This is a genomic window from Acinetobacter sp. TW_SC_4 (assembly GCF_054861205.1).
This window is the reverse complement of the sequence record NZ_CM142174.1, coordinates 2340627-2365172: the sequence shown is the minus strand read 5'-3', so window position 1 is coordinate 2365172 and position 24546 is coordinate 2340627. Positions and strand designations below refer to the sequence as shown.

Annotated in this window: 28 protein-coding genes, 4 tRNA genes and 1 riboswitch; of the genes, 12 read left to right on the top strand and 20 right to left on the bottom strand. The window is 43.9% G+C overall.

Annotated features, from left to right (window positions below):
• Positions 1-78: 78 nt before the first annotated feature.
• Both ACWM1W_RS11550 and rpoD read right to left on the bottom strand, forming a co-directional pair.
• Positions 79-366 carry a YbeD family protein gene (locus ACWM1W_RS11550; RefSeq protein ID WP_004784874.1) on the bottom strand — a complete coding sequence of 96 codons (288 nt, stop codon included), beginning with the start codon at positions 364-366 and terminating at the stop codon, positions 79-81.
• 107 nt (positions 367-473) lie between these two features.
• The gene (rpoD, locus tag ACWM1W_RS11545; RefSeq protein WP_004784872.1) at positions 474-2360 is read right to left on the bottom strand and encodes an RNA polymerase sigma factor RpoD; all 1887 of its coding nucleotides are present in this window, start codon (positions 2358-2360) and stop codon (positions 474-476) included.
• A 374-nt stretch (positions 2361-2734) separates the two neighbouring features.
• Between rpoD and ACWM1W_RS11540 the strand changes: the two genes are divergently transcribed.
• Both ACWM1W_RS11540 and ACWM1W_RS11535 read left to right on the top strand, forming a co-directional pair.
• Positions 2735-2941, top strand: a complete 207-nt coding sequence (locus ACWM1W_RS11540; protein ID WP_004784869.1) for a PA3496 family putative envelope integrity protein — start codon at positions 2735-2737, stop codon at positions 2939-2941.
• A 71-nt stretch (positions 2942-3012) separates the two neighbouring features.
• Entirely contained in the window at positions 3013-3537 is a 525-nt protein-coding gene (locus tag ACWM1W_RS11535) for a YecA/YgfB family protein (RefSeq protein WP_004784868.1), read from the top strand.
• 87 nt (positions 3538-3624) lie between these two features.
• Here the strand turns inward: ACWM1W_RS11535 and ACWM1W_RS11530 are convergent, their stop codons facing one another.
• The 4 genes from ACWM1W_RS11530 to trhO all read right to left on the bottom strand — a co-directional run bounded on the left by ACWM1W_RS11530 (position 3625) and on the right by trhO (position 6206).
• Positions 3625-4053 carry an ABZJ_00895 family protein gene (locus ACWM1W_RS11530; protein WP_004784865.1) on the bottom strand — a complete coding sequence of 143 codons (429 nt, stop codon included), beginning with the start codon at positions 4051-4053 and terminating at the stop codon, positions 3625-3627.
• 29 nt (positions 4054-4082) lie between these two features.
• Positions 4083-4700 (bottom strand): DedA family protein, encoded by a 618-nt coding sequence (locus tag ACWM1W_RS11525; protein WP_004784864.1) that lies wholly within the window; start codon positions 4698-4700, stop codon positions 4083-4085.
• A gap of 88 nt (positions 4701-4788) precedes the next feature.
• On the bottom strand, positions 4789-5067 hold the full coding sequence (locus ACWM1W_RS11520) for a hypothetical protein (protein ID WP_004784859.1): 279 nt from the start codon (positions 5065-5067) through the stop codon (positions 4789-4791).
• A gap of 206 nt (positions 5068-5273) precedes the next feature.
• Positions 5274-6206 (bottom strand): oxygen-dependent tRNA uridine(34) hydroxylase TrhO, encoded by a 933-nt coding sequence (trhO, locus tag ACWM1W_RS11515; RefSeq protein WP_004784858.1) that lies wholly within the window; start codon positions 6204-6206, stop codon positions 5274-5276.
• A gap of 56 nt (positions 6207-6262) precedes the next feature.
• Between trhO and ACWM1W_RS11510 the strand changes: the two genes are divergently transcribed.
• The 3 genes from ACWM1W_RS11510 to ACWM1W_RS11500 are packed head-to-tail and all read left to right on the top strand — an operon-like array spanning position 6263 to position 7538.
• Positions 6263-6391, top strand: coding sequence for a hypothetical protein (locus ACWM1W_RS11510; protein ID WP_262477638.1), 129 nt, complete (start codon positions 6263-6265; stop codon positions 6389-6391).
• A 3-nt stretch (positions 6392-6394) separates the two neighbouring features.
• Positions 6395-6883 (top strand): DUF1289 domain-containing protein, encoded by a 489-nt coding sequence (locus ACWM1W_RS11505; RefSeq protein WP_004784856.1) that lies wholly within the window; start codon positions 6395-6397, stop codon positions 6881-6883.
• Between the two features lie 43 nt (positions 6884-6926).
• On the top strand, positions 6927-7538 hold the full coding sequence (locus ACWM1W_RS11500; RefSeq protein ID WP_004784853.1) for a LysE family translocator: 612 nt from the start codon (positions 6927-6929) through the stop codon (positions 7536-7538).
• Between the two features lie 57 nt (positions 7539-7595).
• Here ACWM1W_RS11500 and ribB read toward each other — a convergent pair whose 3' ends face one another.
• Positions 7596-8255, bottom strand: a complete 660-nt coding sequence (ribB, locus tag ACWM1W_RS11495) for a 3,4-dihydroxy-2-butanone-4-phosphate synthase (RefSeq protein WP_004784851.1) — start codon at positions 8253-8255, stop codon at positions 7596-7598.
• A 106-nt stretch (positions 8256-8361) separates the two neighbouring features.
• Positions 8362-8520, bottom strand: a riboswitch (FMN riboswitch).
• A 171-nt stretch (positions 8521-8691) separates the two neighbouring features.
• Between ribB and ACWM1W_RS11490 the strand changes: the two genes are divergently transcribed.
• Positions 8692-10497 (top strand): DUF2157 domain-containing protein, encoded by a 1806-nt coding sequence (locus ACWM1W_RS11490; protein ID WP_004784848.1) that lies wholly within the window; start codon positions 8692-8694, stop codon positions 10495-10497.
• On the top strand, positions 10494-11057 hold the full coding sequence (locus tag ACWM1W_RS11485) for a GDYXXLXY domain-containing protein (protein WP_461603259.1): 564 nt from the start codon (positions 10494-10496) through the stop codon (positions 11055-11057). Before ACWM1W_RS11490 ends, ACWM1W_RS11485 begins: the two co-directional genes overlap by 4 nt.
• A 68-nt stretch (positions 11058-11125) precedes the next feature.
• On the opposite strand, the gene panD is transcribed toward ACWM1W_RS11485, so the two are convergent.
• The 11 genes from panD to ACWM1W_RS11430 form a co-directional block, all read right to left on the bottom strand.
• Complete coding sequence (gene panD / locus ACWM1W_RS11480) at positions 11126-11506, bottom strand: aspartate 1-decarboxylase (RefSeq protein WP_004784844.1); 381 nt, start codon at positions 11504-11506, stop codon at positions 11126-11128.
• Positions 11507-11649: 143 nt separating this feature from the next.
• Positions 11650-12231 (bottom strand): aminoacyl-tRNA hydrolase, encoded by a 582-nt coding sequence (gene pth / locus ACWM1W_RS11475; RefSeq protein ID WP_004784843.1) that lies wholly within the window; start codon positions 12229-12231, stop codon positions 11650-11652.
• 19 nt (positions 12232-12250) lie between these two features.
• Positions 12251-12547, bottom strand: a complete 297-nt coding sequence (gene rplY, locus ACWM1W_RS11470) for a 50S ribosomal protein L25 (RefSeq protein ID WP_004784841.1) — start codon at positions 12545-12547, stop codon at positions 12251-12253.
• 100 nt (positions 12548-12647) lie between these two features.
• The gene (locus ACWM1W_RS11465) at positions 12648-13601 is read right to left on the bottom strand and encodes a ribose-phosphate pyrophosphokinase (RefSeq protein ID WP_004784839.1); all 954 of its coding nucleotides are present in this window, start codon (positions 13599-13601) and stop codon (positions 12648-12650) included.
• A 36-nt stretch (positions 13602-13637) separates the two neighbouring features.
• Positions 13638-13712, bottom strand: a tRNA-Gln gene (locus ACWM1W_RS11460).
• Positions 13713-13803: 91 nt separating this feature from the next.
• Positions 13804-13878 (bottom strand) — tRNA-Gln (locus ACWM1W_RS11455).
• Positions 13879-13898: 20 nt separating this feature from the next.
• Positions 13899-13973 (bottom strand) — tRNA-Gln (locus ACWM1W_RS11450).
• A 26-nt stretch (positions 13974-13999) separates the two neighbouring features.
• Positions 14000-14074 (bottom strand) — tRNA-Gln (locus tag ACWM1W_RS11445).
• Entirely contained in the window at positions 14073-14903 is an 831-nt protein-coding gene (gene ispE, locus ACWM1W_RS11440; RefSeq protein WP_034590165.1) for a 4-(cytidine 5'-diphospho)-2-C-methyl-D-erythritol kinase, read from the bottom strand. The genes ACWM1W_RS11445 and ispE overlap by 2 nt, the downstream gene beginning before the upstream one ends.
• 21 nt (positions 14904-14924) lie before the next feature.
• Positions 14925-15503, bottom strand: a complete 579-nt coding sequence (gene lolB, locus ACWM1W_RS11435; RefSeq protein WP_004784835.1) for a lipoprotein insertase outer membrane protein LolB — start codon at positions 15501-15503, stop codon at positions 14925-14927.
• 16 nt (positions 15504-15519) lie between these two features.
• A complete protein-coding gene (locus tag ACWM1W_RS11430; protein WP_004784833.1) occupies positions 15520-17223 on the bottom strand; it encodes a tetratricopeptide repeat protein in 1704 nt (567 codons plus the stop codon).
• 78 nt (positions 17224-17301) lie between these two features.
• Here ACWM1W_RS11430 and hemA point away from each other — a divergent pair, with 78 nt between their 5' ends.
• From hemA to ACWM1W_RS11415, 3 genes are read left to right on the top strand one after another with little or no spacing between them, the layout of a single operon-like run.
• Entirely contained in the window at positions 17302-18585 is a 1284-nt protein-coding gene (gene hemA, locus ACWM1W_RS11425) for a glutamyl-tRNA reductase (protein WP_004784832.1), read from the top strand.
• A gap of 42 nt (positions 18586-18627) precedes the next feature.
• Positions 18628-18933, top strand: a complete 306-nt coding sequence (locus tag ACWM1W_RS11420) for an IS630 transposase-related protein (RefSeq protein WP_000122230.1) — start codon at positions 18628-18630, stop codon at positions 18931-18933.
• A gap of 47 nt (positions 18934-18980) precedes the next feature.
• Entirely contained in the window at positions 18981-19475 is a 495-nt protein-coding gene (locus ACWM1W_RS11415) for an IS630 family transposase (RefSeq protein ID WP_004785793.1), read from the top strand.
• Positions 19476-19543: 68 nt separating this feature from the next.
• Here the strand turns inward: ACWM1W_RS11415 and ACWM1W_RS11410 are convergent, their stop codons facing one another.
• Complete coding sequence (locus ACWM1W_RS11410) at positions 19544-21448, bottom strand: DNA primase (RefSeq protein WP_004784830.1); 1905 nt, start codon at positions 21446-21448, stop codon at positions 19544-19546.
• 196 nt (positions 21449-21644) lie between these two features.
• Entirely contained in the window at positions 21645-22637 is a 993-nt protein-coding gene (locus ACWM1W_RS11405) for an outer membrane protein assembly factor BamD (RefSeq protein WP_004784828.1), read from the bottom strand.
• Between the two features lie 71 nt (positions 22638-22708).
• Here ACWM1W_RS11405 and rluD point away from each other — a divergent pair, with 71 nt between their 5' ends.
• Both rluD and pgeF read left to right on the top strand, forming a co-directional pair.
• A complete protein-coding gene (gene rluD, locus ACWM1W_RS11400; RefSeq protein WP_004784827.1) occupies positions 22709-23761 on the top strand; it encodes a 23S rRNA pseudouridine(1911/1915/1917) synthase RluD in 1053 nt (350 codons plus the stop codon).
• A gap of 38 nt (positions 23762-23799) precedes the next feature.
• Positions 23800-24540: a peptidoglycan editing factor PgeF gene (gene pgeF, locus ACWM1W_RS11395; RefSeq protein WP_004784825.1), complete on the top strand. Its 741-nt coding sequence runs from the start codon at positions 23800-23802 to the stop codon at positions 24538-24540.
• Positions 24541-24546 lie beyond the last annotated feature (6 nt).

Here is a 24546-nt window from a genome sequence, read left to right as displayed (position 1 = left end):
TTGGTGAGCTGGTCACACATATAAAAAACACGCCCGAAAGCGTGTCTTTTAATTTGCCAAGGTTGGAGCAGAATAATCTTAAAGTGCAGTCTTGATCAGTGGGCAAGCTGCAAGATCAGCATATACGGCATGAACCTGTTCCAGTTCAAGGAAACGTAGCTGAGCAGTGATCGAATGATATTTACCAGTACGAGATGGAGTGATGCTTACGCTATCGCCATCAAAGTCAGGGAAATGTTTGGTAAAAATCTCAACAACTGCATTCAGCAGTTCTTCACCTGCAAGGCCAATGAGTTTGATTGGGTAATCCATTGGAAAAACCCAAAGATCTTCGCGGAGTTCACGAGATGGTGTACGGTCTAACATGTAGTTCCCCTATTCGAAACGCCTGCGTAGCGCAGGCGTTTGGGTGTATTGCAATACAAAATGGAGGCGAGAGATGAAATTTCAAGTCTCCAAAATTGTATTAAATCTTAGTCATTTTCCAGGAATGAACGCAGATGTTCAGAACGGGAAGGGTGACGTAACTTACGTAGAGCTTTCGCTTCGATCTGACGGATACGTTCGCGGGTTACATCGAACTGTTTACCGACTTCTTCCAAAGTATGATCCGTTGGCATGTCGATACCGAAACGCATTTTCAGGACTTTCGCTTCACGTTCAGTCAGGTTTTCCAGTACTTCGCGAGTCGCTTCTTTCAGGCCTTCTGAAGTAGCAGCATCCACTGGTGAGGTGATGTTGCTGTCTTCAATGAAGTCACCCAAATGCGAATCTTCATCATCGCCGATTGGTGTTTCCATCGAAATCGGTTCTTTAGCGATTTTCAGTACTTTACGAACCTTCACTTCGTCCATTTCCAGACGTTCGCCCAGTTCTTCCGGTGTCGGTTCACGGCCCATTTCCTGAAGCAATTGACGAGATACACGGTTGATCTTGTTAATCGTTTCAATCATGTGCACTGGAATACGAATGGTACGTGCCTGATCCGCGATTGAACGGGTAATCGCCTGACGAATCCACCAAGTGGCATAAGTCGAGAACTTATAACCACGACGGTATTCAAACTTGTCTACCGCTTTCATCAGACCGATGTTACCTTCCTGAATCAGATCCAGGAACTGCAAGCCACGGTTGGTATATTTCTTCGCAATCGAAATGACCAGACGCAAGTTTGCTTCAACCATTTCTTTCTTGGCACGACGTGCTTTCGCTTCACCGACTGCCATACGTTTGGCAATGTCTTTGATGTCACGAACTTTAAGATCAAGGTCTTTTTCGATATCTGCGATTTTTTGCTGGAAGGCCAATACGTCAGGACGTACTTTTTCCAGATAAGCTTTCTGATCAGCAGTCGCTTTCGCAATTTGCTCATCTAACCAGGCTGGATTCGATTCCTGACCCGGGAAAGTAGTACGGAACTGGGTACGGTCCATACGGCCACGACGGACGGCATAACGCATCACTTCACGTTCTGCACCACGGATCTGGTCATGTGTACCACGAATCATTTCAGAAATGATATCGAACAAACGCGGGGTGAACTTGAACATCATGAACACAGTTGCAAGCGCTTGAAGTGCTTCTTCTGCTTCTTTGCTGTTACGGCCGTGTTTTTCCAGTACCGCTTTGGTATTTTTCCAGGCATCTGAAAGTTCGGCAAAACGAACTTTGGCAATTTCTGGATCTGGGCCTGAGTCACCTTCAGAATCGTCATCGCTATCAGACTCTTCATCTTCCTCGTCATCATCCAGTTTTACATCTTTGGTTGACTTGGTCGTTGCTTCTTCGTCTTCTTCGATTTCAGCGACTTCTTCCAGTACTTCTGGAATTTCTTCATCTGATTCAGGGTCTAAATAACCTGACAGAATGTCAGCAAGGCGGCGTTCGCCAGCTTCATAATCTTTGTATTCTTGTAGTACAACTTCTACAGCATTCGGCCAGTAAGCAATAGAGTGAAGAACGTCTCGGATACCTTCTTCAATGCGTTTTGCAATGCTAATTTCGCCTTCACGCGTTAAAAGTTCAACGGTACCCATTTCACGCATGTACATACGTACAGGGTCAGTCGTACGACCTGGTTCGTTTTCTACAGATGCAAGTACAGCCGCAGCTTCTTCTTCTGCAACTTCATCGGCAGCTTCTGCAGTATCCTCGAACATTGCATCATCAGATTCAGGCGCACGATCATGGACAGGAATACCCACATCATTCAGCATTTGAATGATGTCTTCAATCTGTTCGCTTTCTGTGATGGAGTCCGGGAGATGATCGTTAACCTCAGCGAAGGTTAAGTAACCTTGTTCTTTGCCTCGGCTAATCAGAGCCGCTACTTGAGAAGTAGGGGAAGTCATATCGCTCATCTTTGCTTACTCTTCGTTGAATCTGTGGCAGTGAAAAACCGTGCATGATAGCACAATTCACCTGAAATAGTTTTTGGAATTGATCAGTCAAGCATGATTTTATAAATATGTTTGAATAACAATTGAATATCGATATTGGGTCTAAGTTTATCTTTTCAAGTGTATTTCCCAATCTAATTTTAGAAACGTCCCTCATCCATGGGATAAAAAGCGTTCACTATCTAACCAGCTAATAAATACACAATTATGCTGTAGAAAAACAAGAGCTAACTAGTATAAACATACAAAATATATAAATAAAACTTGACAAGTTTTTAAAGGCAAGATAAATAGCGCCTAGACCCATTTACATTTTTCACTACGAGGTAGTTTTAGTGTCTTCGACAGATTTTGAACTAGATGATAGCTACGGTGATGATGATGTTAATTTCGATGAGGCATCGAGTAAGCTAAGTGCGAAAGAGTCGTTGGAAAAACGTCGTTTAATTGATGATCTGCTCTCGCAACGCCGCCTGGAACGCGAACTCAAAGATTTTGATTATGACTTCGACGATGATGACGACTTTGACGACGAAGATTAACGAATTCAGATTTAGCATAGCCTGAATAAATGCTATGCTAATCCTTTCGGTTTTCTAAGTTTGGATGTTAAATGAGTGCTTTAGATTTAGACCTGTTGAGTGAATATCTGGATGGCGACCAAAATGAGTATGGTCTGGATTTTGCGGCAACTCATGGTTTCTTATGTGCTATCGCAGTAGGCCCGCAATTTGACAAATGGATGGATGAGCTTTTTGAAGGCAACCAGAAAAAAGTGCCTGCAGAAATCATCAATCAGGTTAAAGCATGGTTAGAGTCAATCCGTCAAAGCTTGGCCAATGAAGAAGGGATCACTTTCCCATTTGAAATTGAAGAAGCAGATACCGAATCAAGTCTAGGTGACTGGAGTGTGGGCTTTGTAGATGCCATGTTCCTGAACGAAGAAGCCTGGTTTACAGAAGAATTTGAAGAACAGTTGGTCGATTTAACGCTGCCAATTATGGTATTCAGTGGCATCGATGAAGAAGATCCGCAAATGGAATCTTTCCGTCGCAATGGTCAGTTAATGGATGAGCTTGCAGAAGAGATTCCAGAAAACTTGAATGAATTATATCTGATGTACCACACACCAGAATAAGTCATGCCCCGCCATGAAAAAGCACCGTCAGGTGCTTTTTTTAGCTCAGGTGTTTTGTACAACGTTTGGACTAGTTAATTACCTAGTCTAAGGTTTATGATCGGCACCCGTACGCTTGCTCAAGCTATAACGCGCATAGCCATTATAGGCGATATGGAACAGCAAGGCATGTAAGGCAATACTTGTAGCCACCAGGAACGAGTTTGGCCCGCGTCCTGTATAAGCCATTCTTCTATAGATTTCCTCCGTCTGTGGATGCAGCCAGATCACTATAAACAAAAAGATAAATCCAAAGGTCATGGCAATAATCGTGGAACCCCAGACCAGTCTGCTTTTCTCTTCCTGGGTGGGTAGTCGGAGTTCTTTTTTCACAAAGTATCGGGCGCTGAGAAAGGCGGAGGCAATCAGGGCAGGAATCATCAGAATGGCGCCCAGATTGAATACATAGATGAGTATGCCGACTATTAAGACCAGAGTCAGATAAACGGTGGCAAAATATTTAAGATAATGCGACATCGTTTTAGCCTCCTTATGCTGGGGTCTCTTCAGGATGGGCGATTTTTACGTTGATGTCTACGGTATAAAACCCAGCCCACGATGATCACGACAATCGCAATAATCACATAACTGACCTGACTAAAGATTTTGTGCATCAATTCCTGATTTTCACCAAAATAAAAACCGACACAGGCCAGGAACGTGGTCCAGATAACAGTACCTAGTCCACTATAGAACATGAATTTCCAGAAAGGCATATGGCTCATGCCGGCCGGGATACTGATGAGGGAACGTACTGCCGGAACCATCCGGCCAAAGAATACAATCCGGTGTCCATACTGCTCGAACCATTCCAGAGATTTTTTCACGTCTTTAGATTTGATAAACAAGAATTTTCCATATCGGTCTATGAATCTGAAAATACTGTCGTGGTTAAATTTGTAGCCAATCCAATAGAGCAATGCCGCTGCCAATAACGAACCGATACTGCCTGCAATAATGACTCCAACCAGCAGTAATTCTCCCTGAGAAGCGGAATAGCCGGCAGAAGGCATAATAATTTCAGAGGGGATCGGGGGAAAGACATTGTCAAGAAACATGAGCAGGGCAATGCCCCAGTAGCCCAGCTGTTCCATGACAGAAATAATCCATTCAGTCAGATTCATAGAATTGGCAAAATAAAGAATACTGCTTGTATCCTAAGCAGTATTTTTAAGAGGGTAAAGTTAAGTTATATAAATGGCCAAGTGCGGATTAACTATGGGTTAAGGTATAAATGTAAACTTTACGTAAGCTGTAAGCCAGGCAAACTGGCAGAGCACTGAGCAGTAAATAATGTGCTGCTGTAGCCTCAATATGGTAGCCGATAAACAGGGCAAGAATGGCACCAATGATAGTTCCCAAGATCACAATAAACAGATGTGATTCTGCTTCCAGCTCATCTGTCATTTGGGTAATACGTTCCAGTTTTGTATTTTCTTTAGGTTGGAATCTAACAATATTATCTGAATCCCGAGCAAGTGAATTGGCCATTTTGTTTTCCTTTTCATTTAAAAAATTAATTAATAATGAAAGACTTATGGTAACAAAGTAATGTGATATAAAGACTATCAAGCTTGGCTGTAAAAATATGCTGTTCTTGGTAAGGGATTGGTAAGTTTTTTATTGCAGATGTAATGCTTATGTAAATAAAAAGCCCTCCGAAGAGGGCTTAGATATTTTTGGTTACAAAACTGGAGTTAGAGACGTTTACGTTTTGCAGCCAGAATTTGCGATTGACGCATACGGAAACCTTCTTTTTGTTTCTCGGTGGTTTTATCGATGCAGTACACACAAGATACGCCGTGTTCATAACTTGGCAGCGCTGCTTCTTCAGGTGTTAATGGCCAGCCACACGCATGACATTTGGTATTTTGACCTTCTTCCACACCATGTGTAACCGCAGTACGGCCATCAAATACGAAACATTCACCTTCCCACAGACTTTCTTCAGCTGGGGTTTCTTCCAGGTATTTCAGAATACCGCCTTTCAGGTGATATACCTCTTTAAAGCCTTCCTGAAGCAATAAAGAAGTTGATTTTTCACAGCGAATACCACCGGTACAGAACATGGCAATTTTCTTGTCCTTGTGCTGTTCCAGATTCTTTTTCACGTATTCAGGGAATTCACGGAAAGTTTCAGTTTTCGGATCGATTGCGCCTTTAAAGGTACCGGCTTTATATTCGTAATCATTACGAGTATCCACCAGAATCACATCATCACGTGCAATCAGCTCATTCCATTCTTTAGGATCAAGATAATGGCCAACCAGATCACGTGGCTTAACCGGCACACCTAAAGTCACAATCTCTTTTTTCAGCTTGATCTTCATTTTACGGAATGGTTTGTCAGAGCTATGCGACTCTTTATATTCCATTTCGTTGAAGCCTTCATCCAGCAGGAACTGGTGTACTTTATCGATGGCTTCACGGTTACCCGCAACGGTACCGTTAATGCCTTCACCTGCCACAATTAGAGTACCGCAAAGGTTGATGGTTTTTACCAAGTCTAAAAGACGTTGTTGCAGACCCTCAGGGTCTTGAACTTCTTTGAATTGATAAAGTGCGGCAACAACCCAACCAGTCGTCGCTTGCTGTTCTACAGGTGCAAGCTGTTCTACAGTAGCGTTCATGGAATACTCCAACGTAGCATGATAATTTGAAAGGCGCATATTTTAACGTGATTTGAATGAATAAGCGAGTAAAAGGCCGGGTTTTAACGGACTTCAAATCGATAGGGAGAACATGTATAGTCATGCCGACCCAGGATTTTGATGCAATGATGCAGATGCTGGAAGTTGCAGCACAGTTGGAGTAAGTTTTGAGTTCGGATCGTCGTATTGCATCTTTGACCCCTTGCGCAGGGCGTTGCTCAACCGTATTTGGTGATGCGGTCTGTCGTGGTTGCCGCCGTTTTAATCATGAAGTGATTCACTGGAACAGTTATAACGCAGATCAACATACTGCGGTCTGGCAGCGGCTGGATGCACAGCTAGATCAGATTTTGGTCCCGATGCTGCCGATGGCAAACCTGGCCAAAGTGGAAACATTTGTCCTGTCTAAACGGGTGCGTCTGCGTGAAGATGCGACTAAGGGCCGTAAGCTTTACCATGCCTTGAAACTCTGTGAAAAGAACCGTCATTTTACTGATGAAAGCGGTTTAGGCATTCATTACAAACAGGTACGTCCGCTTTGGGATGAATTCGAGCGTCGGGTACTGGCACTCGCCAAAGCCAGTTATGACTTGGCCTTTTTACGGGCGGATGGGATGAGCCAGCACCTGATTCAGATGCAGGAAGAGGACGAATAAGTCCTCTTTTTTATTAAAAAATCATGATAGCTGAGGAAATGGCGTGAATATCAGTGAATATGCTCTCTATTGTCTGGCCGTCGTCATCATGATTGCCACACCTGGGCCTGTTATGCTACTAGTTGCCAGTACTGGACTGAAAGGTGGCTATAAACATGCTTTACAGACCATTTTCGGGACGAATTTTGCTTCTCTGGTATTGATCACCTTATCTATTTTTAGCTTAAAAGGCTTATTAGTCATTAATGAAAACTGGCTGAATGGCATCAAGCTGCTTGGCTGTTTATATATTGCCTGGCTAGGAATCCAGATTTTCCGGGAAGTCTGGAAAGGGCAGGGTCCAACCAGTTCACAAGGTTTGCAACCAGTACAGGGAGGATTTCGAACCGGTTTTCTGGTGGGGATCTCCAATCCCAAAGATATTATTTTCTTTGCTGCATTTTTCCCGCAGTTCATCGGCATTACTCCAAACTTAGATTCCAGTTTAGTAATTCTAACGATCAGCTGGATTGTTCTGGATTTTTTGACCCTATCATTAGTTTATTTAGGCTTTCAACGCTTTGCTAAATCCAAGCTGTATCCTTATTTGCTTGGTTTGTGCGGTTTGATTTTATTGGTAGTCGCAGTCTATGGAATATTATCTGTACTCATCTAAAAATATTTATATAAAATAAAAATCCCGGCTTAAGCCGGGATTTTTTATCTTTACGCCTTAGACATTGTGCTGCTGGCGGTAATGCACCAGTTCATCAATGGTGATCACGGTCAGCTGATGTGTCTGTGCATAAGACAATACCTGAATGCCAGAAGCCATAGTGCCATCTGGGTTAGTCAGTTCACACAGAACACCGGCAGGTCTTAAACCCGCCAGACGTGCAAGATCAATCGTACCTTCGGTATGACCACGACGGGTCAGCACACCGCCTTCACGGGCACGTAAAGGGAAGACATGACCTGGACGATTCAGATCACTGGCGACAGCACCGTCTTTAATGGCTGCTTTAATCGTAGTGGTACGGTCTTTGGCAGATACACCAGTCGTCACACCTTCCGCAGCTTCAATCGTTACAGTAAAGGCAGTTTTAAACTGGCTAGAGTTATCCTGCACCATTGGCGGCAGTTCTAGATGATTGGCCAGTTCATCAGTCAGGCACAGGCAGACAATACCGGAACCATCGCGAATCATGCGTGCCATGGTTTCTACAGTCAAAGTCTCTGCAGCAACAATGAGGTCGGCTTCATTCTCGCGGTCAAAGTCATCCATCACCAGAACAGGTCTGCCTTGGCGGATGTCTTCGAGTGCTTGTTGGATGCGCTGTTCAGCGGGAGCTAAAGCGGAAAAGAAAATTTCGGGTTGAATTAAACTTGACATTGAAACGCTCACGTAAAGTAAAAGTACGATTGAACATTTCAGGACATAGTGAAAATAGGCTTATAGCAAAACAGTTTCATGCCAGGCATAAAACAGGATGTACTGCTTTCGTCTTCTTTCATCCGGACTATACCGTCGGCTCTGGATTTACACCAGATCTGCAGATCAATTGAAATTGACCGCTCGTGGGCTGATTCAGAAATAGAAAGATTTACTACCCTGAAATTACCACCGGTGGGGAATCTCACCCCGCCCTGAAGCGATGTGGGATCATTATAGTCCTGGTTTTTAAAAGATGGTATAGTTTGGCCAGTCACGAATTTGCAGAATTTCAGATAAGCAAAACAGATTATTTGAATTACTACAGCCTTTTAGCAAAAAACTGGAAACATGTTATGTTGCTATTAAGAATAGAAATTGATCAATCATTCAGACAATGAAGAAAACCGAGCTGATCCATAATAATCCATTTTCTCCCTTGCTGTTTTGTGATGCAAAGGTTTTGCGTTATCTCAATATTTTGGGCGTTGCGCTGATTGCAGTCAGTTTGCTGTATTTAATGGCTGCGAACTGGTGGATGCTACCGAATCAGGTTCAACTTGCAATTCCAATGCTGGTTTTAGTCTGTAGTGCAATAGCCAGTATTTACTTTAATCAGCGGGAATGGATCAGACAGAGTCTGGATACCTTGTCTGGCCTGATGCTGGGCTTAAGTCTGGCTGTGATTGGGCAGATCTATCAGACTGGTGCCGATAGTTATCAGTTATTTCTGCTCTGGGCTGTATTACTCTTGCCGTGGCTATATCGATCCAATATCGGTATTTTTGCCATGCTTTGTGTGGTCACTCAGCTGGCATTGTATTTTTACTTTAAACAAAGTTTCTGGATGATACGGGCAGAAGGGTTGTATCTACTGACTTTGAATCTACTTACAGCCATTAGTTTTGCCTTTGTCATACGTTATTACCCGTTGCTGCGATATCTGTTTATTGCATTCATCATCATGATTTCGATCAGCAGTATGATGCAGTTTACCCATCATTTTCAGCTGATCTATCTGGCTTCTTCAGTTGTTCTACCAGCAGGTGCTGCATTTTATTTTTATCGTAAGCATCAGGCATTAGAAACCATTTTATTGATTGCAGGCTTGGCTGCCAGTGTGAGCCTATGGCTGTTTGAACTGTTGGACGATCGGCTTACCAATTCAGCAGCTGGTTTATTTATCTTGGCAATGCTGATCTTTGGCTGGTTTGCGCTGATCAGTTTTGCGCTCAAGAAAATATTTCCTCAAACCAAATTCTCCGTCATTCCTTTGGCACTCGGTGCCTGGATTGCTGGGATTATTCTGGCAATCCTATTGCTGACCTATTGGAAAGCGGTTTCAATTGTTTTAGGTCTCATTTTTATTGGTATCGCTTGGAAATTATTAAGTCAAAAGAATTCCATATTTTTACGCCAGTTTGCCTATTGTCTTTGGGTTTGCGGGCAAGCTGCGGTATTAATTCATACGGAACTGCTCACCAATAGTCTGTTTATAGTGTGGCTGTTGCAATTAATGATGCTGGCTCTGACTGTGATCAAACGGATGCACTGGTTCATTCTGACCTTACAACTCTTGATAGCTCATGCTTTAGCAATTGTCGTTTTGGCATTAGAGAACTCTTTTAAGCATGATGATATTGTAATCACGCTTGCTCTAAGCTTGAACTATGTCATTTATATCGGGCTATTCCTAACCGCTAGATATTGGCAGTCCTCAATTTATCAGAAAAGTATTCTGCTCTGGATCATCGCTATGTTGACAGGTTCAGCCGTGGTTCAATCGGTGACTGGATTAGAGCACTGGCAGGGCATCGGGCAGATCAGCTTTGACCACGTTCTGCTGTTTTATGTTTTTCCGAGCTTATTACTACTGAGTTTTATTTGGCAAAACTGGCAGCAATTTAATGAAAAATGGCTTTGGTTAATTCCTGTATTTAGCATCTTACTTATTCTGTTGGGCTATTTTGAGATTTTTATCATTATGCTGCTTATGGCATGGGCAGTAGTTTATCAGCAACGACTTATACAGACACTTACCATTTTATTGCTGATCTTCTGGTTATGGATGCTGTATTACAATCTGGGTTTAAGCTTTCTGTTTAAAAGTATTAGTATCTTTGCTTCAGGGATACTGGTCTTGTTACTGACCTATATTTTAAAGGAGTCAAAACTACAACATGAGGAAGGAGAGGCAAGATGAAAAAGTTTCTTCCTTTGCATCTGGCTATTTTCAGTATCGCCTTATTTTGTGGATTGATTGCGCAACATGAATGGCATCTTCGAGATAGCCAAAGTATTTATGTAGAACTGGCACCAGCAGATCCGCGATCAATTCTGCAAGGCGATTATATGGCGCTGAATTATGATCTGCATTTTAGTGCACTAGCAGCGGAGAAGAGATTAGAACAATCAGAACCTAAAATCAGTATTCAAGATTTCGAAAATCAGTCCCGTGTACTAAGCTATGTACAGCTTGATGAGAAAGGAAGAGTTGTCAGATCCAGTTTTGATCGAAGTGCGTTAGATCAGCCACGCTCAGCGCAATTAATTCTGAAAAATCCGCAGAATACCTTTGAAGGCTTATATCCGGCTACCAACAGTTTTATGTTTGCCGAAGGACTTGAGCCTTGTTATCGCGATGCCAAATTGGCTGAATTAAAGCTAAAAGAAAATGGAGAAGCTTTGTTAGCCGACCTGGTAGATCAAAATCTTAAGTCCTTAAACTGTGAGAACCGAAAAAGCTGGTGGCAGGGGAATTAGTTTTATTTTAATCAACCCATAAAAAAAGCCCGCAAGAAGCGAGCTTTTTAGAATCTTGTAGAACCAGCTTAGGCAACTTGTACCGGAATGCAATTTGCAGTGTGATTCACAGTGTTATCCGGGTTGGCATAAACCAGACGTGGTTTATGAGCATTGGCTTCAGCTTCAGTGAAATCACCAAATGTTGCGATAATTACGATATCGCCAACATCAGCCTGGTGCGCAGCACCACCATTCACAGAAATAATCCCTGAATTATCTTCACCACGAATGGCATAAGTAGTAAAACGCTTACCATTGGTCACGTTCCAAACATGAATTTCTTCGTATTCACGAATGCCAGCTAGATCCATCAAAACGCCATCAATTGCACATGAACCTTCATAGTGTAATTCTGCATGTGTAACAAAAGCGCGATGAATTTTGCATTTTAATAAACGAGATAGCATGGCTAGCGTCCCCTTAGTTGACCTAAGACTTTGATCTTATGGTTGAATCAATTTCTACGACACTGGATAAGTGGGTAGGCTTGCGCATTTTGCGCCTAAATGGCCAGCAAGGCAAGCGGAATTGTCCAGCAATTTATGAATGTTTAGTTCGGTTTATAAGCATTGATTTGATTCATTGCCTGTTGTACTTCACCGTTCACCAGCATTTTGGCGCGAGCAAGTGCATGGGCAATTGCATCGTCCATTAACTCTTGTTCACTGCTTGGTGCTTTACTCAGGACATGACCAGAAACACGGTCTTTAGAACCTGGGTGACCAATACCAATGCGTAGACGATGAAAGTTCGGACCGATATGCGGCACGATATCGCGTAAACCGTTATGTCCGCCATGACCACCGCCAGTCTTCAGGCGAATAATGCCTGGATTCATATCCAGTTCATCATGGGCAATCAGGATTGATTCGGGTGCGATATTGTAAAATTTGGCGAAAGGAATAACACTTTTACCGGAAAGGTTCATGAATGTTGTAGGTAGAAGGAGACGGACGTCTTGACCTTCGATATTGCCACGACCGCTGAATCCATTGAATTTAGGGTCTTTTTTAAGGCTAATGCCATATTGATCTGCAAGGCGTTCTACAAACCAGAAGCCTGCATTATGGCGGGTTTGAGCATACTCAGAACCTGGGTTGCCCAAACCTACAATCAGTGAAATATTTGACACTAATCTACACCATTAACACTTATGCGCGTTTGAAGTCAGCGTGCATTGGAGTGTTTTTAGCTGGGTGACGTTGTAACGCTTGGATTTTAACGCTTTCAACTTTACCGTTTACATCAATTTCGATTACTTCTTCGAAGAATGAGTTGCTTTCTAAGAATTTAACAAGCTGACGAAGTTCAAGAGAAACAGCTACAGGAGCAGCTTCGCCACCATAGATGATAGCTGGAACTTTAGCAGCATGACGAAGGCGGCGGCTCGAACCTTTCCCTTGCTGTGCTACTTCACGTGCTTCTGCGTTTAATACGAAGTTTGCCATGATAGACATCCTATTTAAGTTTTAAATGAACCGGACCTGCGACCGATCCGGTGATAGAAAGCCCCGCCAAATGGCAGGGCTTTGGAAATTCAGCGCACTATTATAGATAAGAATCGAACATTGCGCTAATAGATTCTTCGTTATTGATACGACGAATTGTTTCAGCAACCATGCTTGCAACTGAAACCTGGCGAATCTTGCCAAGAGCTAAAGCTTCTTCTGAAAGAGGGATGGTGTCAGTCACAACCAGCTCATCGATCACAGAATTTTTCAGATTTTCGAGTGCTTTGCCAGACAATACTGGGTGAGTCGCGTAAGCAACCACTTTGCGGGCACCGAAAGTTTTCAACGCATCAGCAGCTTTACAAAGCGTACCAGCAGTATCCACCATGTCATCAACGATCACACAGTCACGATCTTTCACATCACCAATCAAATGCATCACTTGTGATTCATTCGCTTTTTGACGACGTTTATCGATGATCGCCAGGTCGATATCACCCATCTGTTTCGCAACAGCACGAGCACGAACTACACCACCTACGTCAGGAGAAACAACCATCAGGTTATGATGCTGTTGTTGGCGTAAGTCAGCAAGTAGGGCTGGCGTACCGTAGATGTTGTCTACAGGAATATCGAAGAAACCTTGGATCTGGTCGGCGTGAAGATCAATCATCACCACACGGTCAATACCTACAGTGGTCAGCATATCTGCAACAACTTTTGCAGTAATCGGCACACGGCTTGAACGGGGACGACGGTCTTGACGGGCATAACCGAAGTAAGGAATCACGGCAGTAATACGACCAGCACTTGCACGGCGTAACGCGTCAGCCATGACCAGGATTTCCATCAGGTTATCATTGGTCGGTGCACAAGTAGGTTGTACGATGAATACGTCTTTACCACGAACATTTTCAGTAATCTCAACAGCGATTTCGCCATCAGAGAACTGGCCTACAGAGGCAGCGCCTAGAGGAATATGTAAGTGACTTACGACTTTTTGAGCGAATTGTGGATGCGCGGTTCCACTAAAAACGACAAGATTGGGCATGAAGCACCCTTGGCGGTTGGTATGTATGGAAGTAGATGGCAGGGGTAGCTGGATTCGAACCAACGGATGCCGAGATCAAAACCCGGTGCCTTACCACTTGGCGATACCCCTAATGCGGCAGAACTTTAATATTTTTGCGGTATTGTGTCAAGGTAAATTAACAGTCTTACAGCAAATGATGTTCTGTCTTTTTTCGAGAAAATGGCAGGGGCGGCTGGATTCGAACCAACGGATGCCGAGATCAAAACCCGGTGCCTTACCACTTGGCGACGCCCCTAAATTTGATGAACTGTAAGATGGCAGGGGTAGCTGGATTCGAACCAACGGATGCCGAGATCAAAACCCGGTGCCTTACCACTTGGCGATACCCCTAATACAGTACATCTACAGGTGAATAATGGCAGGGGTAGCTGGATTCGAACCAACGGATGCCGAGATCAAAACCCGGTGCCTTACCACTTGGCGATACCCCTATTGAACCTTGAAATGATGTAATGGCGATTCTTGCAGACTGTTCACCAGGTAAGATTTACATGGTGCATTCTCAAGAATGTCGGTCACATTCATATCATCAGTTACCTCGATAAAAACACAAGCACCTGTACCTGTAAGCTTTGCAACACCGAACTGGTCGAGATATTGCATTGCCTCATCGACTTCTGGATATAGGCTTCTTGCCACTGGCTCAAAGTTATTTCCGAAATCAGATGGCTTTATCTGATAGGCGCAAAATTTAGAGCTCTTCGTGTCTCTTGTCAACGTTTTTTGTGAAAAAAGCTGTTGAGTGCTGATAAAACAGTCAGGTTTTAACACAATGAACTGTTTTTGATCTAAGTCTATGAATGTTAAGTGTTCACCAATACCTTCAGCCCAAGCATTGCGACCATGAACAAAAATGGGCACATCCGCGCCCAGTTTGACACCGAGCTCTGCCAGTTGCTCGGAATTTAAGCCACAATACCATAACTGATTCAGCACAATCAGGGTTGTTGCGGCATTGGATGAGCCACCACCAAGACCTGCACCCATAGGAATATTTTTCTCCAGTCGAATGATCAGACCAGAAGGCGCTTTGGCATAAGGCTGCAAAATCTGCGCTGCACGATAGATGAGATTCTGTTCCAGATCGACTGAGGACAAACCTTCAATCTGAATCTGCCGATCATCTGTTTGCTCAAACTCTAGCCAGTCACACAAATCTATCAATTGAAAGATACTTTGCAGCTCGTGATAACCATCCGGACGACGACCGGTGATATGGAGAAACAAATTCAGTTTTGCAGGTGAGGGAACACGAATCATCATAGGCTTGCATCAGACCAGTTAACGGTTTTGAATCACCATTGTAATACGGTTTTCACCCCCATTCTCAAGCGACTGCTTTAAAATCAAGCGGTTTGGAACAGTTGCCTGCTGGTTATAACTGAGGTCTACCGTCCAGCCTTGTTCAATAATCTGGCTGATACGCTGTGAGCTGTCTTTCTGGATCTGGGCAGATTGTGTCGCGGGACGTGCCTGTACCCAATCGACTAAATGGCTAATCGGAGCTTGCCAGCCGGTTGCACGTTGCAGTAATTCTTCTGCTGTTGCTGCCTTGATCAGGCCGGTTTTGGCACTATTCAAAGTTACCTGACCAGGAGTACCTGAAATCTGGGTTTTTCCGGCACCTAAAATACCAGTCAGTTCAATATCAAACTCTTCCTGCTGCTGAACCCAGGTAAAAAAGGCACTGCCGCTTTGCTGAGGGGTTCGTACCCCGATTTTACCTTGCAGCTGGAACTGGTTTTTAGCCTGTACCGATGGCGTGACAGGAGCTTTTTGCTGAACCATCTGCTGACAGCCACTCATGAGTAGGGCAGTAGAAGCAAGGAAACAGCAGCCTAAAGTACTTATGTTGCGCATAAAAGAATGGACTCGTTCAGGATTGTGGTGCTAACAATAGCGAATTAAGTTGGTTTAATTCTGGGTCATTTGGATGGTTTTGTTGTAATTGTTGTAACACTTGATGGAATTGTTGTAGATCGCCTTTCATATAAAGCGAACGTGCATAACGGACACCAATTTTCGCACTTGGATTTAGTTCATAGGCTTTAAGCAGCACCTGGGCAGCTGTGGCAAAGTCATTCTGCAGGTAACAGATGTAGCCATAGGTATCCAGAATAGAAGCCTGTTCTGGTGCGTATTCCAGTGCCTGTTCAGCATAGCGCCGTGCTTCATCCAGACGACGATTTTGACGAGCCAGCGTATAGGCATAAGCATTCAGATAGGTTGGACTATTCGGCTCGATTTTAAGCAGGGTTTTTAACAGCTGATCCAGTTGATCACGATCTTCATGTGGATCTAACAATAAGACTTGAGCATAGACCAGTTCCGGATCATCCGGCAGGTTTTTGCTGGCTTCTTCCAGAATCCGGATCGCTGCGTTCTTATTATTCATGCGTTTCAAAATATCCGCCTGAGCCAGATACAGGAAACTGGCATGTTGCGGATAATTGACCCGTTCCTGAGTCAGAAAGCGCAGCGCATCATGCAGTTTATCCTGCTCGGCAAAGATAGCAATGATATTGCGTCGTGAGACCGTATACAGGCTGCCATCCACCAGGCGGTAATAGGCTTTGGCAGTTTCATAATGTTGTTTGCGTTCTGCATTGACCGCCAGATAGTAATAGGCTTCATTCTGGTACTGAGCCGAATAACGGAGCTCCACCAGATATTTTTCGGCCCGTTCATATTGCTGCAGGTCAATACTGGTTAAGCCGGCAATAAACAACGCTTCTTCGTGTTGTGGTGATTTTTTCAGGATCGTTTCTAGTTTCTGTAAGGCCTTTTCAGCTTCATTCAGCTTGATCAGGTATTTGACCTCAGCCAGACGTATATCCATGTTGTTGCGATGTTTGCGACTGGCCTTCTCGTACCATTTCAGCGTTTCCTCATTGTTACCCAATGCTGCCAACAGATTGGCTTTCATTAGGATATAGCCAGTCGACTTTGGACGTTTTTTTAATGCACGGTTGATGGTATTGAGAGCCTGCTCTAACTGACCTTTTTGTGCTTCCAGACCGGCGACCAGCACCAGAATCGAAGGATTGTCTTTAGCTTTACTGGTACTTAGAGCCTGAATTAAATATTCACGGTCATCTGGCTCATCCGGGGCAATCCCGGCCAGAATTTCTTCCAGATCGGCGTTATCATCAATTTTCAGGATCTTTTCTAGCGTTTCTGCCGCCAGTTCGTACTCATGCGCTTTTAAAGCAATATGTGCCAGATAGAATAATGCCGGAACATCTTGCGGTTCTTGGACGACCCAGTGGGTAGAAATATCCAGCGCTGCATTCAGGTCTTCATGTTCGAGGGCGATATTGAGCGCGCGCTGTTTAACCGCGGTGGAATTGCTTTTAATGGCCAGCACAGTATAGTTGTGTAAAGCGTTTGGAATATCGCGATAGGCGAGTGCGAACTCGGCTATCATACTTTGTTTTATCGCATCATAATTTTGATTTGCATGGTAAACTGCTTCTGCTGCATAAAGATGAGCAGTTGAAGCCATGCTAACCACCAGCAAGAATGTGGTAGAATATTGCTTAATGGTAGGGCCGTTTATACGGCTAGTTGTTAGACGCAATTTTTCTTTATCCAAGTAATGCTTTTTATGACACCGATGTTGCACAATAGCATAAATTTAGTGAAATGATGACCTGATATGTCTTTCTTTGCATTGGGTGTCAACCATCAAACTGCCTCTGTAGAGCTGCGCGAAAAGATTGCTTTTAACCCTGAAAAGTTAAGCATTTTACTTGCCGAGCAAAGCCAGCACCCTGTACTGAATGATATGGTGGTGGTGTCTACATGTAACCGGACTGAAGTTTACGCTATGTCGGACAATGTCGACATGGTGCTGAACTGGCTCGCCCAGACCAATGGTATTGATTCCAAGCAATTGCAGAATCACGTTTATCGCTATGAGAATGCGCAAGCCGTCACTCATCTGATGCGTGTCGCCAGTGGTCTCGACTCCCTGATGCTTGGTGAACCGCAGATTCTGGGACAGGTCAAAACTGCACTTTCCCTTGCCAAAGAATCCAAGACCGTTTCGCAAAACCTGAATCGTATCTTTGAATATGCCTTTTATGCGGCCAAGCGTGTGCGCTCGGAAACAGCGGTCGGTAGTCATGCAGTATCAATGGGTTATGCAGTCGCACAATTAGCATTGCAAGTATTTAGCCGACCTGAGCAATTGACTGTGATGGTGGTAGCCGCCGGGGAAATGAACACTCTGGTGGCCAAACATCTGGCAGAAATGGGCGTCGGAAAAATCATTATCTGTAACCGCACTCGTGCTCGTGCAGAGAATTTGGCGCAGGAAATTGCGCATCGTGCAGATGTAGAAATTATTGATTTTGATCAGCTGGCAGCAAACCTGCATCGTGCAGATGTGATTTCTAGTTGTACCGGCAGTTTGCATCAAGTTATTCACTATCCGGATGTTAAAGCCGCTTTAAAGAAGCGCCGTTACCAGCAAATGCTGTTGGTCGATCTGGCTGTCCCACGTGATATTGATCCAAAAGTTGAAAAGCTGGATGGAGTTTATCTCTACGGCGTAGACGATCTGCAAAGCGTGATCGATGAAAACCTGGCGCAGCGTCGTCAGGCAGCGGTCGAAGCGGAAGTCATGGTTAATCAACTGGCGACCGAGTTGATCACTCAGCAGAAGCTGCGTAAGGCGGGTAGTACGATTCATGCTTATCGGGATTATGGGGAAAGCCTGTGTCAGGAAGAACTGGCAACTGCTATGCAACGTATTGCCAAAGGTGAAAGTGCTGAAACAGTATTGGCCGAATTTTCGCATCGTTTGACCCAAAAACTTCTGCATCCCACCTCAATCATGCTGCGTGAAGCTGCCAAAGCTGAAGATCCAAGCTATTTTGAAATGCTACAGAATAGTTTACAGGACGTGGTACAGCATCGCCGTAAGGTTAAACATTAAGATGATATAGTCAAATCATTATAAAACCAATACAATGGTGCAATGAGTTATTCAGAACATTTTAGACGTAAAATTTTAGCTAAACTTGAGGAAGGTTATTCTATTCGAGCGGTAGCTGCACAATTTGAAATTAATAAAAATACCATTGTTGAATGGAAGAAACGTATAGAGATTAAAAAAACTCGTGTACGTAAACCTTCTAAAATTAACGATGATGCTTTACGTGAAGATGTTGAAAAGTATCCTGATGCTTATCAATATGAACGTGCTGCACGTTTTAATTGTGGTGTTTCATCTATTGGTGCTGCATTAAAGCGCTTAAATATTACAGTTAAAAAAAGACGTTAAGCCATCCTAAAGCAGATACAAAGCTTAGGGATAAATTTATTCAGCAAGTGAATGAATTAGAAACAAACCACCCGATTATTTATGTGGATGAAAGTGGTTTTAAGTCACATGATTACAGACCTCATGGCTACTCACGAAAAGGAGTACCCTGTTTAGGGCAATATAATTGGCAATTAAAGAATCAGACCAATGCCATTGGAGCAATCCATGAGGGTAAGTTATTTTCAGTCGGTTTATTTGACTGCAAAATCAATTCAGATGTTTTTCATTTTTGGATTGAGCAATTCCTCATACCAGCATTACCAGAAAATAGTGTAGTGGTTATGGATAATGCAGCATTTCATAAAAGAGCAGATATTCAGGAGTTATTGGAACAACAAGGGCATAAAATCCTTTGGCTTCCTGCATACAGCCCTGATTTAAATCCTATAGAACAGATGTGGGCATGGGTTAAACGTAAGCGTAAAGAATGGTTGATCGACTCAGTCGATGAGTTATTTCAAGTTTTTTTCGAATCCTGTATGAATAATAAAGTAGTTTGACTATATTGAGTTAACTTCCCGATATTTAAAGGGCGTTTAAAATAAACGCCTTTTTTATTTCTTGGTTTTTAATCTTCGAGCAAGGTCATGGAACGTTTTTTATCAATTTCATAAATCCGCATCTTGAGATTTTTCATCTCCGCAATACTACTAAACTTTTTCGATTTTAATTTGTGTTGTAGACACTGATATTGCAGCTTGATCGAGAAGTCTGCCGCCAGTTTGTCTGCCTGCTCAGGAGAAGAGGTGTAATCGCTGACATTGGCGTGTTGCAAGATATGCTGTAACTCATGATGATGTGCAGCACAGGCACCGAGTACATAATAGGTCGACAGTTCCGGATCATCCGGCAATTCATCGAAAATCACATTAAATATATTCAGGATCTTGAATAGCAATTGATCTTCACTGACTAATGCGCGTAATGGTTCAAAATGGATATACAGATATGGATGATTCAACAGAATTGCAATGACATATTCTTCGGCATCAATTTTAGTACTGAAGCTTAGAGATGCATCATTATTAACTTTGGGTTGCCATTTGCGGCTAAAACCGAGTTTTTCCCGAAAGAACTGTTGCAGCAGATAACGGAATGAGCCAGCTTTGGGTAACAATTCGGTTAGCTGACGTAGTTCTCCCATCACCTGACTTTTACCTTCAGGCGTTGCAATATCATGATTCTGAGTGAGATGGGCAAAGACAAAGTCAGAGAGTAGCGGTGCCTGATCCAGCAGGCGGCGGAAATTTTCAATGCCTTCACGACGAATCAGGGAGTCTGGGTCATGGTCATTCGGCAAGACAAAGAATTTTAGCTCACGCCCATCATTGAGCAGGGGTAGGGCAATTTCCAGAGTACGGCGTGCCGCTTTTTGTCCAGCCGCATCACCATCAAAAGCAATGGTAATCCGGTTATTCTGCTTGAACAGAATATTTAGGTGATCAGTATTACTTGCTGTTCCCAAAGTAGCTACTGCACCATGAATGCCATATTGCTGCAAGGCAATGACATCCATATAGCCTTCTACCATTAACCAGTCTTGGGCTTTCTGCTTGCGACCTTCATACAGGCCATACAATAACTGGTTTTTATGGAAAACTTCTGAATCGGGTGAGTTGATATATTTCGGTTTGATCTCGTCATTCAGCGCACGACCACCAAAACCAACCACGCGACCTTTGCTATCACGAATCGGGAAGATGACCCGATCACGGAGCAGGTCAAAATCCCGGCCACTATCGCTAGTACGAATCAGACCTAAAAGTTTGAGACCTTCAATATCCTGCGGAAAGGCTTTTTCCAGATGTTGCCAGTCTTCCGGTGCATACCCGAGTCGCCAGTAGGCAATCGTTTCTGCGGTCAGACCACGCTGTTTAAAATACTGCTGGGCACTTGGACTATTGGGTAATTGGCGCTCATAAAACTGCGCGATATTCTCCAGCAGGTCGTATAAGTTGCCATCTGCTTGTGCTTCTGCTGCAGGCATTTGCTCAAAAGCAGCAAAAGGGTCATCTGTATAAAATTCAGCTTCAGGTGCCTGAATTTCAGCAAATGGATCAAAATAAGCAGACTGTTCAGGCGCTGGATTTGTAGATGTATCCGCAGTTTTTGCTGGTGGTGCTGCAATCGGTTTCGGTTTGGCTTCGCGTTTGTATTTTAAGCGGTTGGAATCTTTATTATCTTTAGGCAGTTCAATCCCGGTCTGGCTAGACAGGTCTTTCATCACTTCAATGAAATTACGGCTGCCAATATCCATTAAAAAACGGATGGCATTACCATTGGCCTGACAGCCAAAGCAGTGGAAATACTGCTTATCACGATACACGTGGAAAGAAGGCGATTTTTCCTGATGGAAAGGGCAACAGCCGGAATAAGTACGGCCAGTTTTTTTTAGTTTCACGTATTGACCAATCACATCGACAATATCGGTGCGATCGAGAATCTGATCAATCGTATGTTGAGGAATGGCCATGGTTTGCTAAGCTTCTCGTGCTGCGTTATTTAGGTGTTAAATCATTGAAAATTAAGAGTAGGATGATTCATCCAACGCTATAGATGAATTAATTGGTATAACCTGTTTGTACAATTTGTTCAAGCATTGCTCAGAAAATGCAAAAGGGCAAGTATGATAACTTGCCCTTCGCAAAAATGCACCTGTAACAGTTGGCTTATTCAGCAGTCGGTTCAGGTAGCTCAGTTTCATTAGTTTTAGGACGATCGAGTAGGCCAAACGTCATACGATTGGTCAGACTGCGTTTTTCTGCCTGGACTTCAGACGACTGGCTAGACGTATCGGTCACGGTTTTGGCTTCTTTACCGAAAATACCCAAAGTCGCACGGTTGAAGAAACTGCCTTCACTACGTGCTGCACGCAGGTTCACAGTACCATCAGCATTCACCAGACCTGGATAGTTCAGTTTCAGTACTTCGATATATTGCTGTGCTGTGGCTTTGTCACCTACCTTGTCATAGCCGTAAGCAACGGTTGCCAGCGCTTCTGGAATCTGTGGAGTTTGTGGATAGTGTTCAATTACCCATAAACCACGTTCAACAGCAGCCAGATATGCTTTACGCTTAATATTGAAACGGGCTGCATTCATTTCGCTTTCTGCCAGTTCCTGACCGATAAACTTCATGCGCTGTGCAGCGTCTACAGCATAGGTACTTGATGGATAGCGACGAATGAAATCGACAAAATTCTGGTAAGCCACTTTCAGGTAGCTCACATCACGGTGCGACTGTTTTAGTGAGGTATAACGCAGCAGGCCATTATAGTTCTGCTCCATATTCGCTACACCACGAACATAGTAAGCATAGTCGACATTTGGATGTTGCGGATTCAGACGGATAAAGCGTTCTGCCAGTGCGACTGCACCTTCATAATCTTTTTGTTGGAATTTGACATAGAGCAGTTCCAGTTGCGCCTGCGGTGCATACTGGCTGGTTGGATAATAGGTTTCCAGTGCTTCGAGCTGTTTTGCTGCATCAGTATATTGTTTGCGATCTAGCGCGTTCTGCGCTTTTTGGATATAAACCTGTTCGCTAGATTCTGGACCTTTGTCCACGACTTCTTTTTTTGGATTACTGCTACAGCCTACCATTGCCGATGCAATGCCTAACGTCACAGCAAGCATTGTCATTTTATAATGTGGTAGCGACATAAAAATTCCTCTGTTAATACGGGCAATGAGCTACAATTGCACTATTAAACCACTTTTGTCTGAATGAGCAAATGAGTCAAGCACAATCTTCCAATTCTAATATCCCTGATACTGATTTCAATTTACTTGAAGATTCTGAGGATGCAGATAACCATACTTCAGACGCAACTGCAACACGTTTATCGTTGCAATTTCAATTGGATGAAAGTTATATCGGGCAACGTATCGACCAGATTGCAGCCATGGTCTGGAGCGATTTTTCTCGAGAAAAGCTCAAGCAATGGATCAAAGACGGCAATTTATTAGTGAATGGTCAACCAGTTAAGCCAAAATTTAAAAGTGACGGTTTTGAAACCCTGACTTTAAACGTTGAACTGGAGGCACAAACCCGTAGTCTGCCTGAAGATATTCCACTGGATATCGTCTATGAAGATGATGACATCATTGTCATTAACAAACCAGTAGGCATGGTGGTGCATCCGGGTGCAGGTAATATGACTGGTACACTGGTCAATGCTTTGCTGCATCATTATCCGAAATCTTCTGAACTGGCGCGTGCAGGTTTAGTGCACCGGATCGATAAAGACACTAGTGGCCTATTGGTTGTCGCAAAAAATCTGGAAGCGCAGTTTGCGCTTAGTAAGCAGCTTGAGAAAAAGACCGTTTACCGTGTGTATGACCTGATTGTCTATGGCAACATCATTGCCGGCGGTACCATTGATGAACCGATTAAACGTCATCCGGTTGATCGTGTGAAAATGGCAGTCCTGCCAGGCGGTAAGGAAGCGGTGACGCACTACAATGTGAAAGAACGCTTCCAGCATTTCACCCGTATTCAGGCACGTCTGGAAACCGGTCGTACGCACCAGATTCGTGTGCACTTTAGCTACCTGGGCTATGGTCTGGTGGGTGATCAGGTCTATATGCCACGTGTGCGTATGCCAGCCGGTGCTTCGCAATTGCTAGATGACACCTTGCGTGGTTTTAAACGTCAGGCACTGCATGCAGCGACTCTAGGTCTGAAGCATCCACGCACTAAAGAAGAAATGACCTTTAATGCGCCATGGCCAGAAGACTTCGCCAATCTGGTTGAAGTGCTGCGTAGCGAAAACAAGGCCTATTAATTTTTCATTCTATTAGCAGTCATTAAAAGGGAAGCGACATGCAATTTGTACAAGGTTTGCCTCAAGGCGTTTATGTGGGTCAGACCCGTGTTCATCATGAACAGGTACAGCCTTCAGCCCAGCCAGAACTGGCCGGCTTTAACCTGGCTTTGCATGTCAAGGACGATCCGGTGCGAGTGCAGAAGCACCGCATCCAGCTGTTGAAAGACTTCCAGCCTTTTGGTGTGGACAAAATTACCTGGATGACACAGACGCATAGCACCATTTGTCATACCATCAATGAGCAGATGCCTTTCGATGCGCTGATCGGTGATGGTCTGGTCACACAGCGCAAGGCCCATGCCTTGATGATGATGACGGCAGACTGCTTGCCAGTGGTGCTGGGTAATACCGAAGGCACTGAAGTGGCCAATCTGCATGCGGGTTGGCGTGGGCTGGCAGGCGGTATCGTTGAAAATACTATTGCCGCGATGCAAACCAAGCCTACCTGGGCGTGGCTTGGTGCGGCCATCAGCCAGCCTTGTTTTGAAATTGGCGCAGAAGTAAGAGAAGCTTTCTGTTCCAAATATCCTGAACTGGACAGTGCATTTCAGGCAGGGGAACAGGCCGGAAAATACTATGCGGATCTGTATGCGATAGCGCGTTACATCTTGCAGCAGCAGGGCGTTGAGACTGTTTTAGGTGGCGATCAGTGTTCATATCGTCAGGCGAATGAATACTTTTCTTATCGCCGTGAAGCCAAAACCGGACGTATGGCAACATTCGTGTTTATAGCATGAAAATGT

Bases quoted from the DNA above. Each gene is read 5' to 3' on its own strand.
- ACWM1W_RS11525 (WP_004784864.1), bottom strand. From the start codon at position 4,700: ATGAATCTGACTGAATGGATTATTTCTGTCATGGAACAGCTGGGCTAC.
- rluD (WP_004784827.1), top strand. From the start codon at position 22,709: ATGAGTCAAGCACAATCTTCCAATTCTAATATCCCTGATACTGATTTC.
- lolB (WP_004784835.1), bottom strand. From the start codon at position 15,503: ATGCGCAACATAAGTACTTTAGGCTGCTGTTTCCTTGCTTCTACTGCC.
- ACWM1W_RS11490 (WP_004784848.1), top strand. From the start codon at position 8,692: ATGAAGAAAACCGAGCTGATCCATAATAATCCATTTTCTCCCTTGCTG.
- trhO (WP_004784858.1), bottom strand. From the start codon at position 6,206: ATGAACGCTACTGTAGAACAGCTTGCACCTGTAGAACAGCAAGCGACG.
- ACWM1W_RS11510 (WP_262477638.1), top strand. From the start codon at position 6,263: ATGAATAAGCGAGTAAAAGGCCGGGTTTTAACGGACTTCAAATCGATA.
- ACWM1W_RS11465 (WP_004784839.1), bottom strand. From the start codon at position 13,601: ATGCCCAATCTTGTCGTTTTTAGTGGAACCGCGCATCCACAATTCGCT.
- ribB (WP_004784851.1), bottom strand. From the start codon at position 8,255: ATGTCAAGTTTAATTCAACCCGAAATTTTCTTTTCCGCTTTAGCTCCC.
- ACWM1W_RS11410 (WP_004784830.1), bottom strand. From the start codon at position 21,448: ATGGCCATTCCTCAACATACGATTGATCAGATTCTCGATCGCACCGAT.
- ispE (WP_034590165.1), bottom strand. From the start codon at position 14,903: ATGATTCGTGTTCCCTCACCTGCAAAACTGAATTTGTTTCTCCATATC.
- ACWM1W_RS11485 (WP_461603259.1), top strand. From the start codon at position 10,494: ATGAAAAAGTTTCTTCCTTTGCATCTGGCTATTTTCAGTATCGCCTTA.
- rpoD (WP_004784872.1), bottom strand. From the start codon at position 2,360: ATGAGCGATATGACTTCCCCTACTTCTCAAGTAGCGGCTCTGATTAGC.
- ACWM1W_RS11420 (WP_000122230.1), top strand. From the start codon at position 18,628: ATGAGTTATTCAGAACATTTTAGACGTAAAATTTTAGCTAAACTTGAG.
- ACWM1W_RS11405 (WP_004784828.1), bottom strand. From the start codon at position 22,637: ATGTCGCTACCACATTATAAAATGACAATGCTTGCTGTGACGTTAGGC.
- ACWM1W_RS11550 (WP_004784874.1), bottom strand. From the start codon at position 366: ATGTTAGACCGTACACCATCTCGTGAACTCCGCGAAGATCTTTGGGTT.
- rplY (WP_004784841.1), bottom strand. From the start codon at position 12,547: ATGGCAAACTTCGTATTAAACGCAGAAGCACGTGAAGTAGCACAGCAA.
- ACWM1W_RS11530 (WP_004784865.1), bottom strand. From the start codon at position 4,053: ATGTCGCATTATCTTAAATATTTTGCCACCGTTTATCTGACTCTGGTC.
- panD (WP_004784844.1), bottom strand. From the start codon at position 11,506: ATGCTATCTCGTTTATTAAAATGCAAAATTCATCGCGCTTTTGTTACA.
- ACWM1W_RS11535 (WP_004784868.1), top strand. From the start codon at position 3,013: ATGAGTGCTTTAGATTTAGACCTGTTGAGTGAATATCTGGATGGCGAC.
- pgeF (WP_004784825.1), top strand. From the start codon at position 23,800: ATGCAATTTGTACAAGGTTTGCCTCAAGGCGTTTATGTGGGTCAGACC.
- ACWM1W_RS11520 (WP_004784859.1), bottom strand. From the start codon at position 5,067: ATGGCCAATTCACTTGCTCGGGATTCAGATAATATTGTTAGATTCCAA.
- hemA (WP_004784832.1), top strand. From the start codon at position 17,302: ATGTCTTTCTTTGCATTGGGTGTCAACCATCAAACTGCCTCTGTAGAG.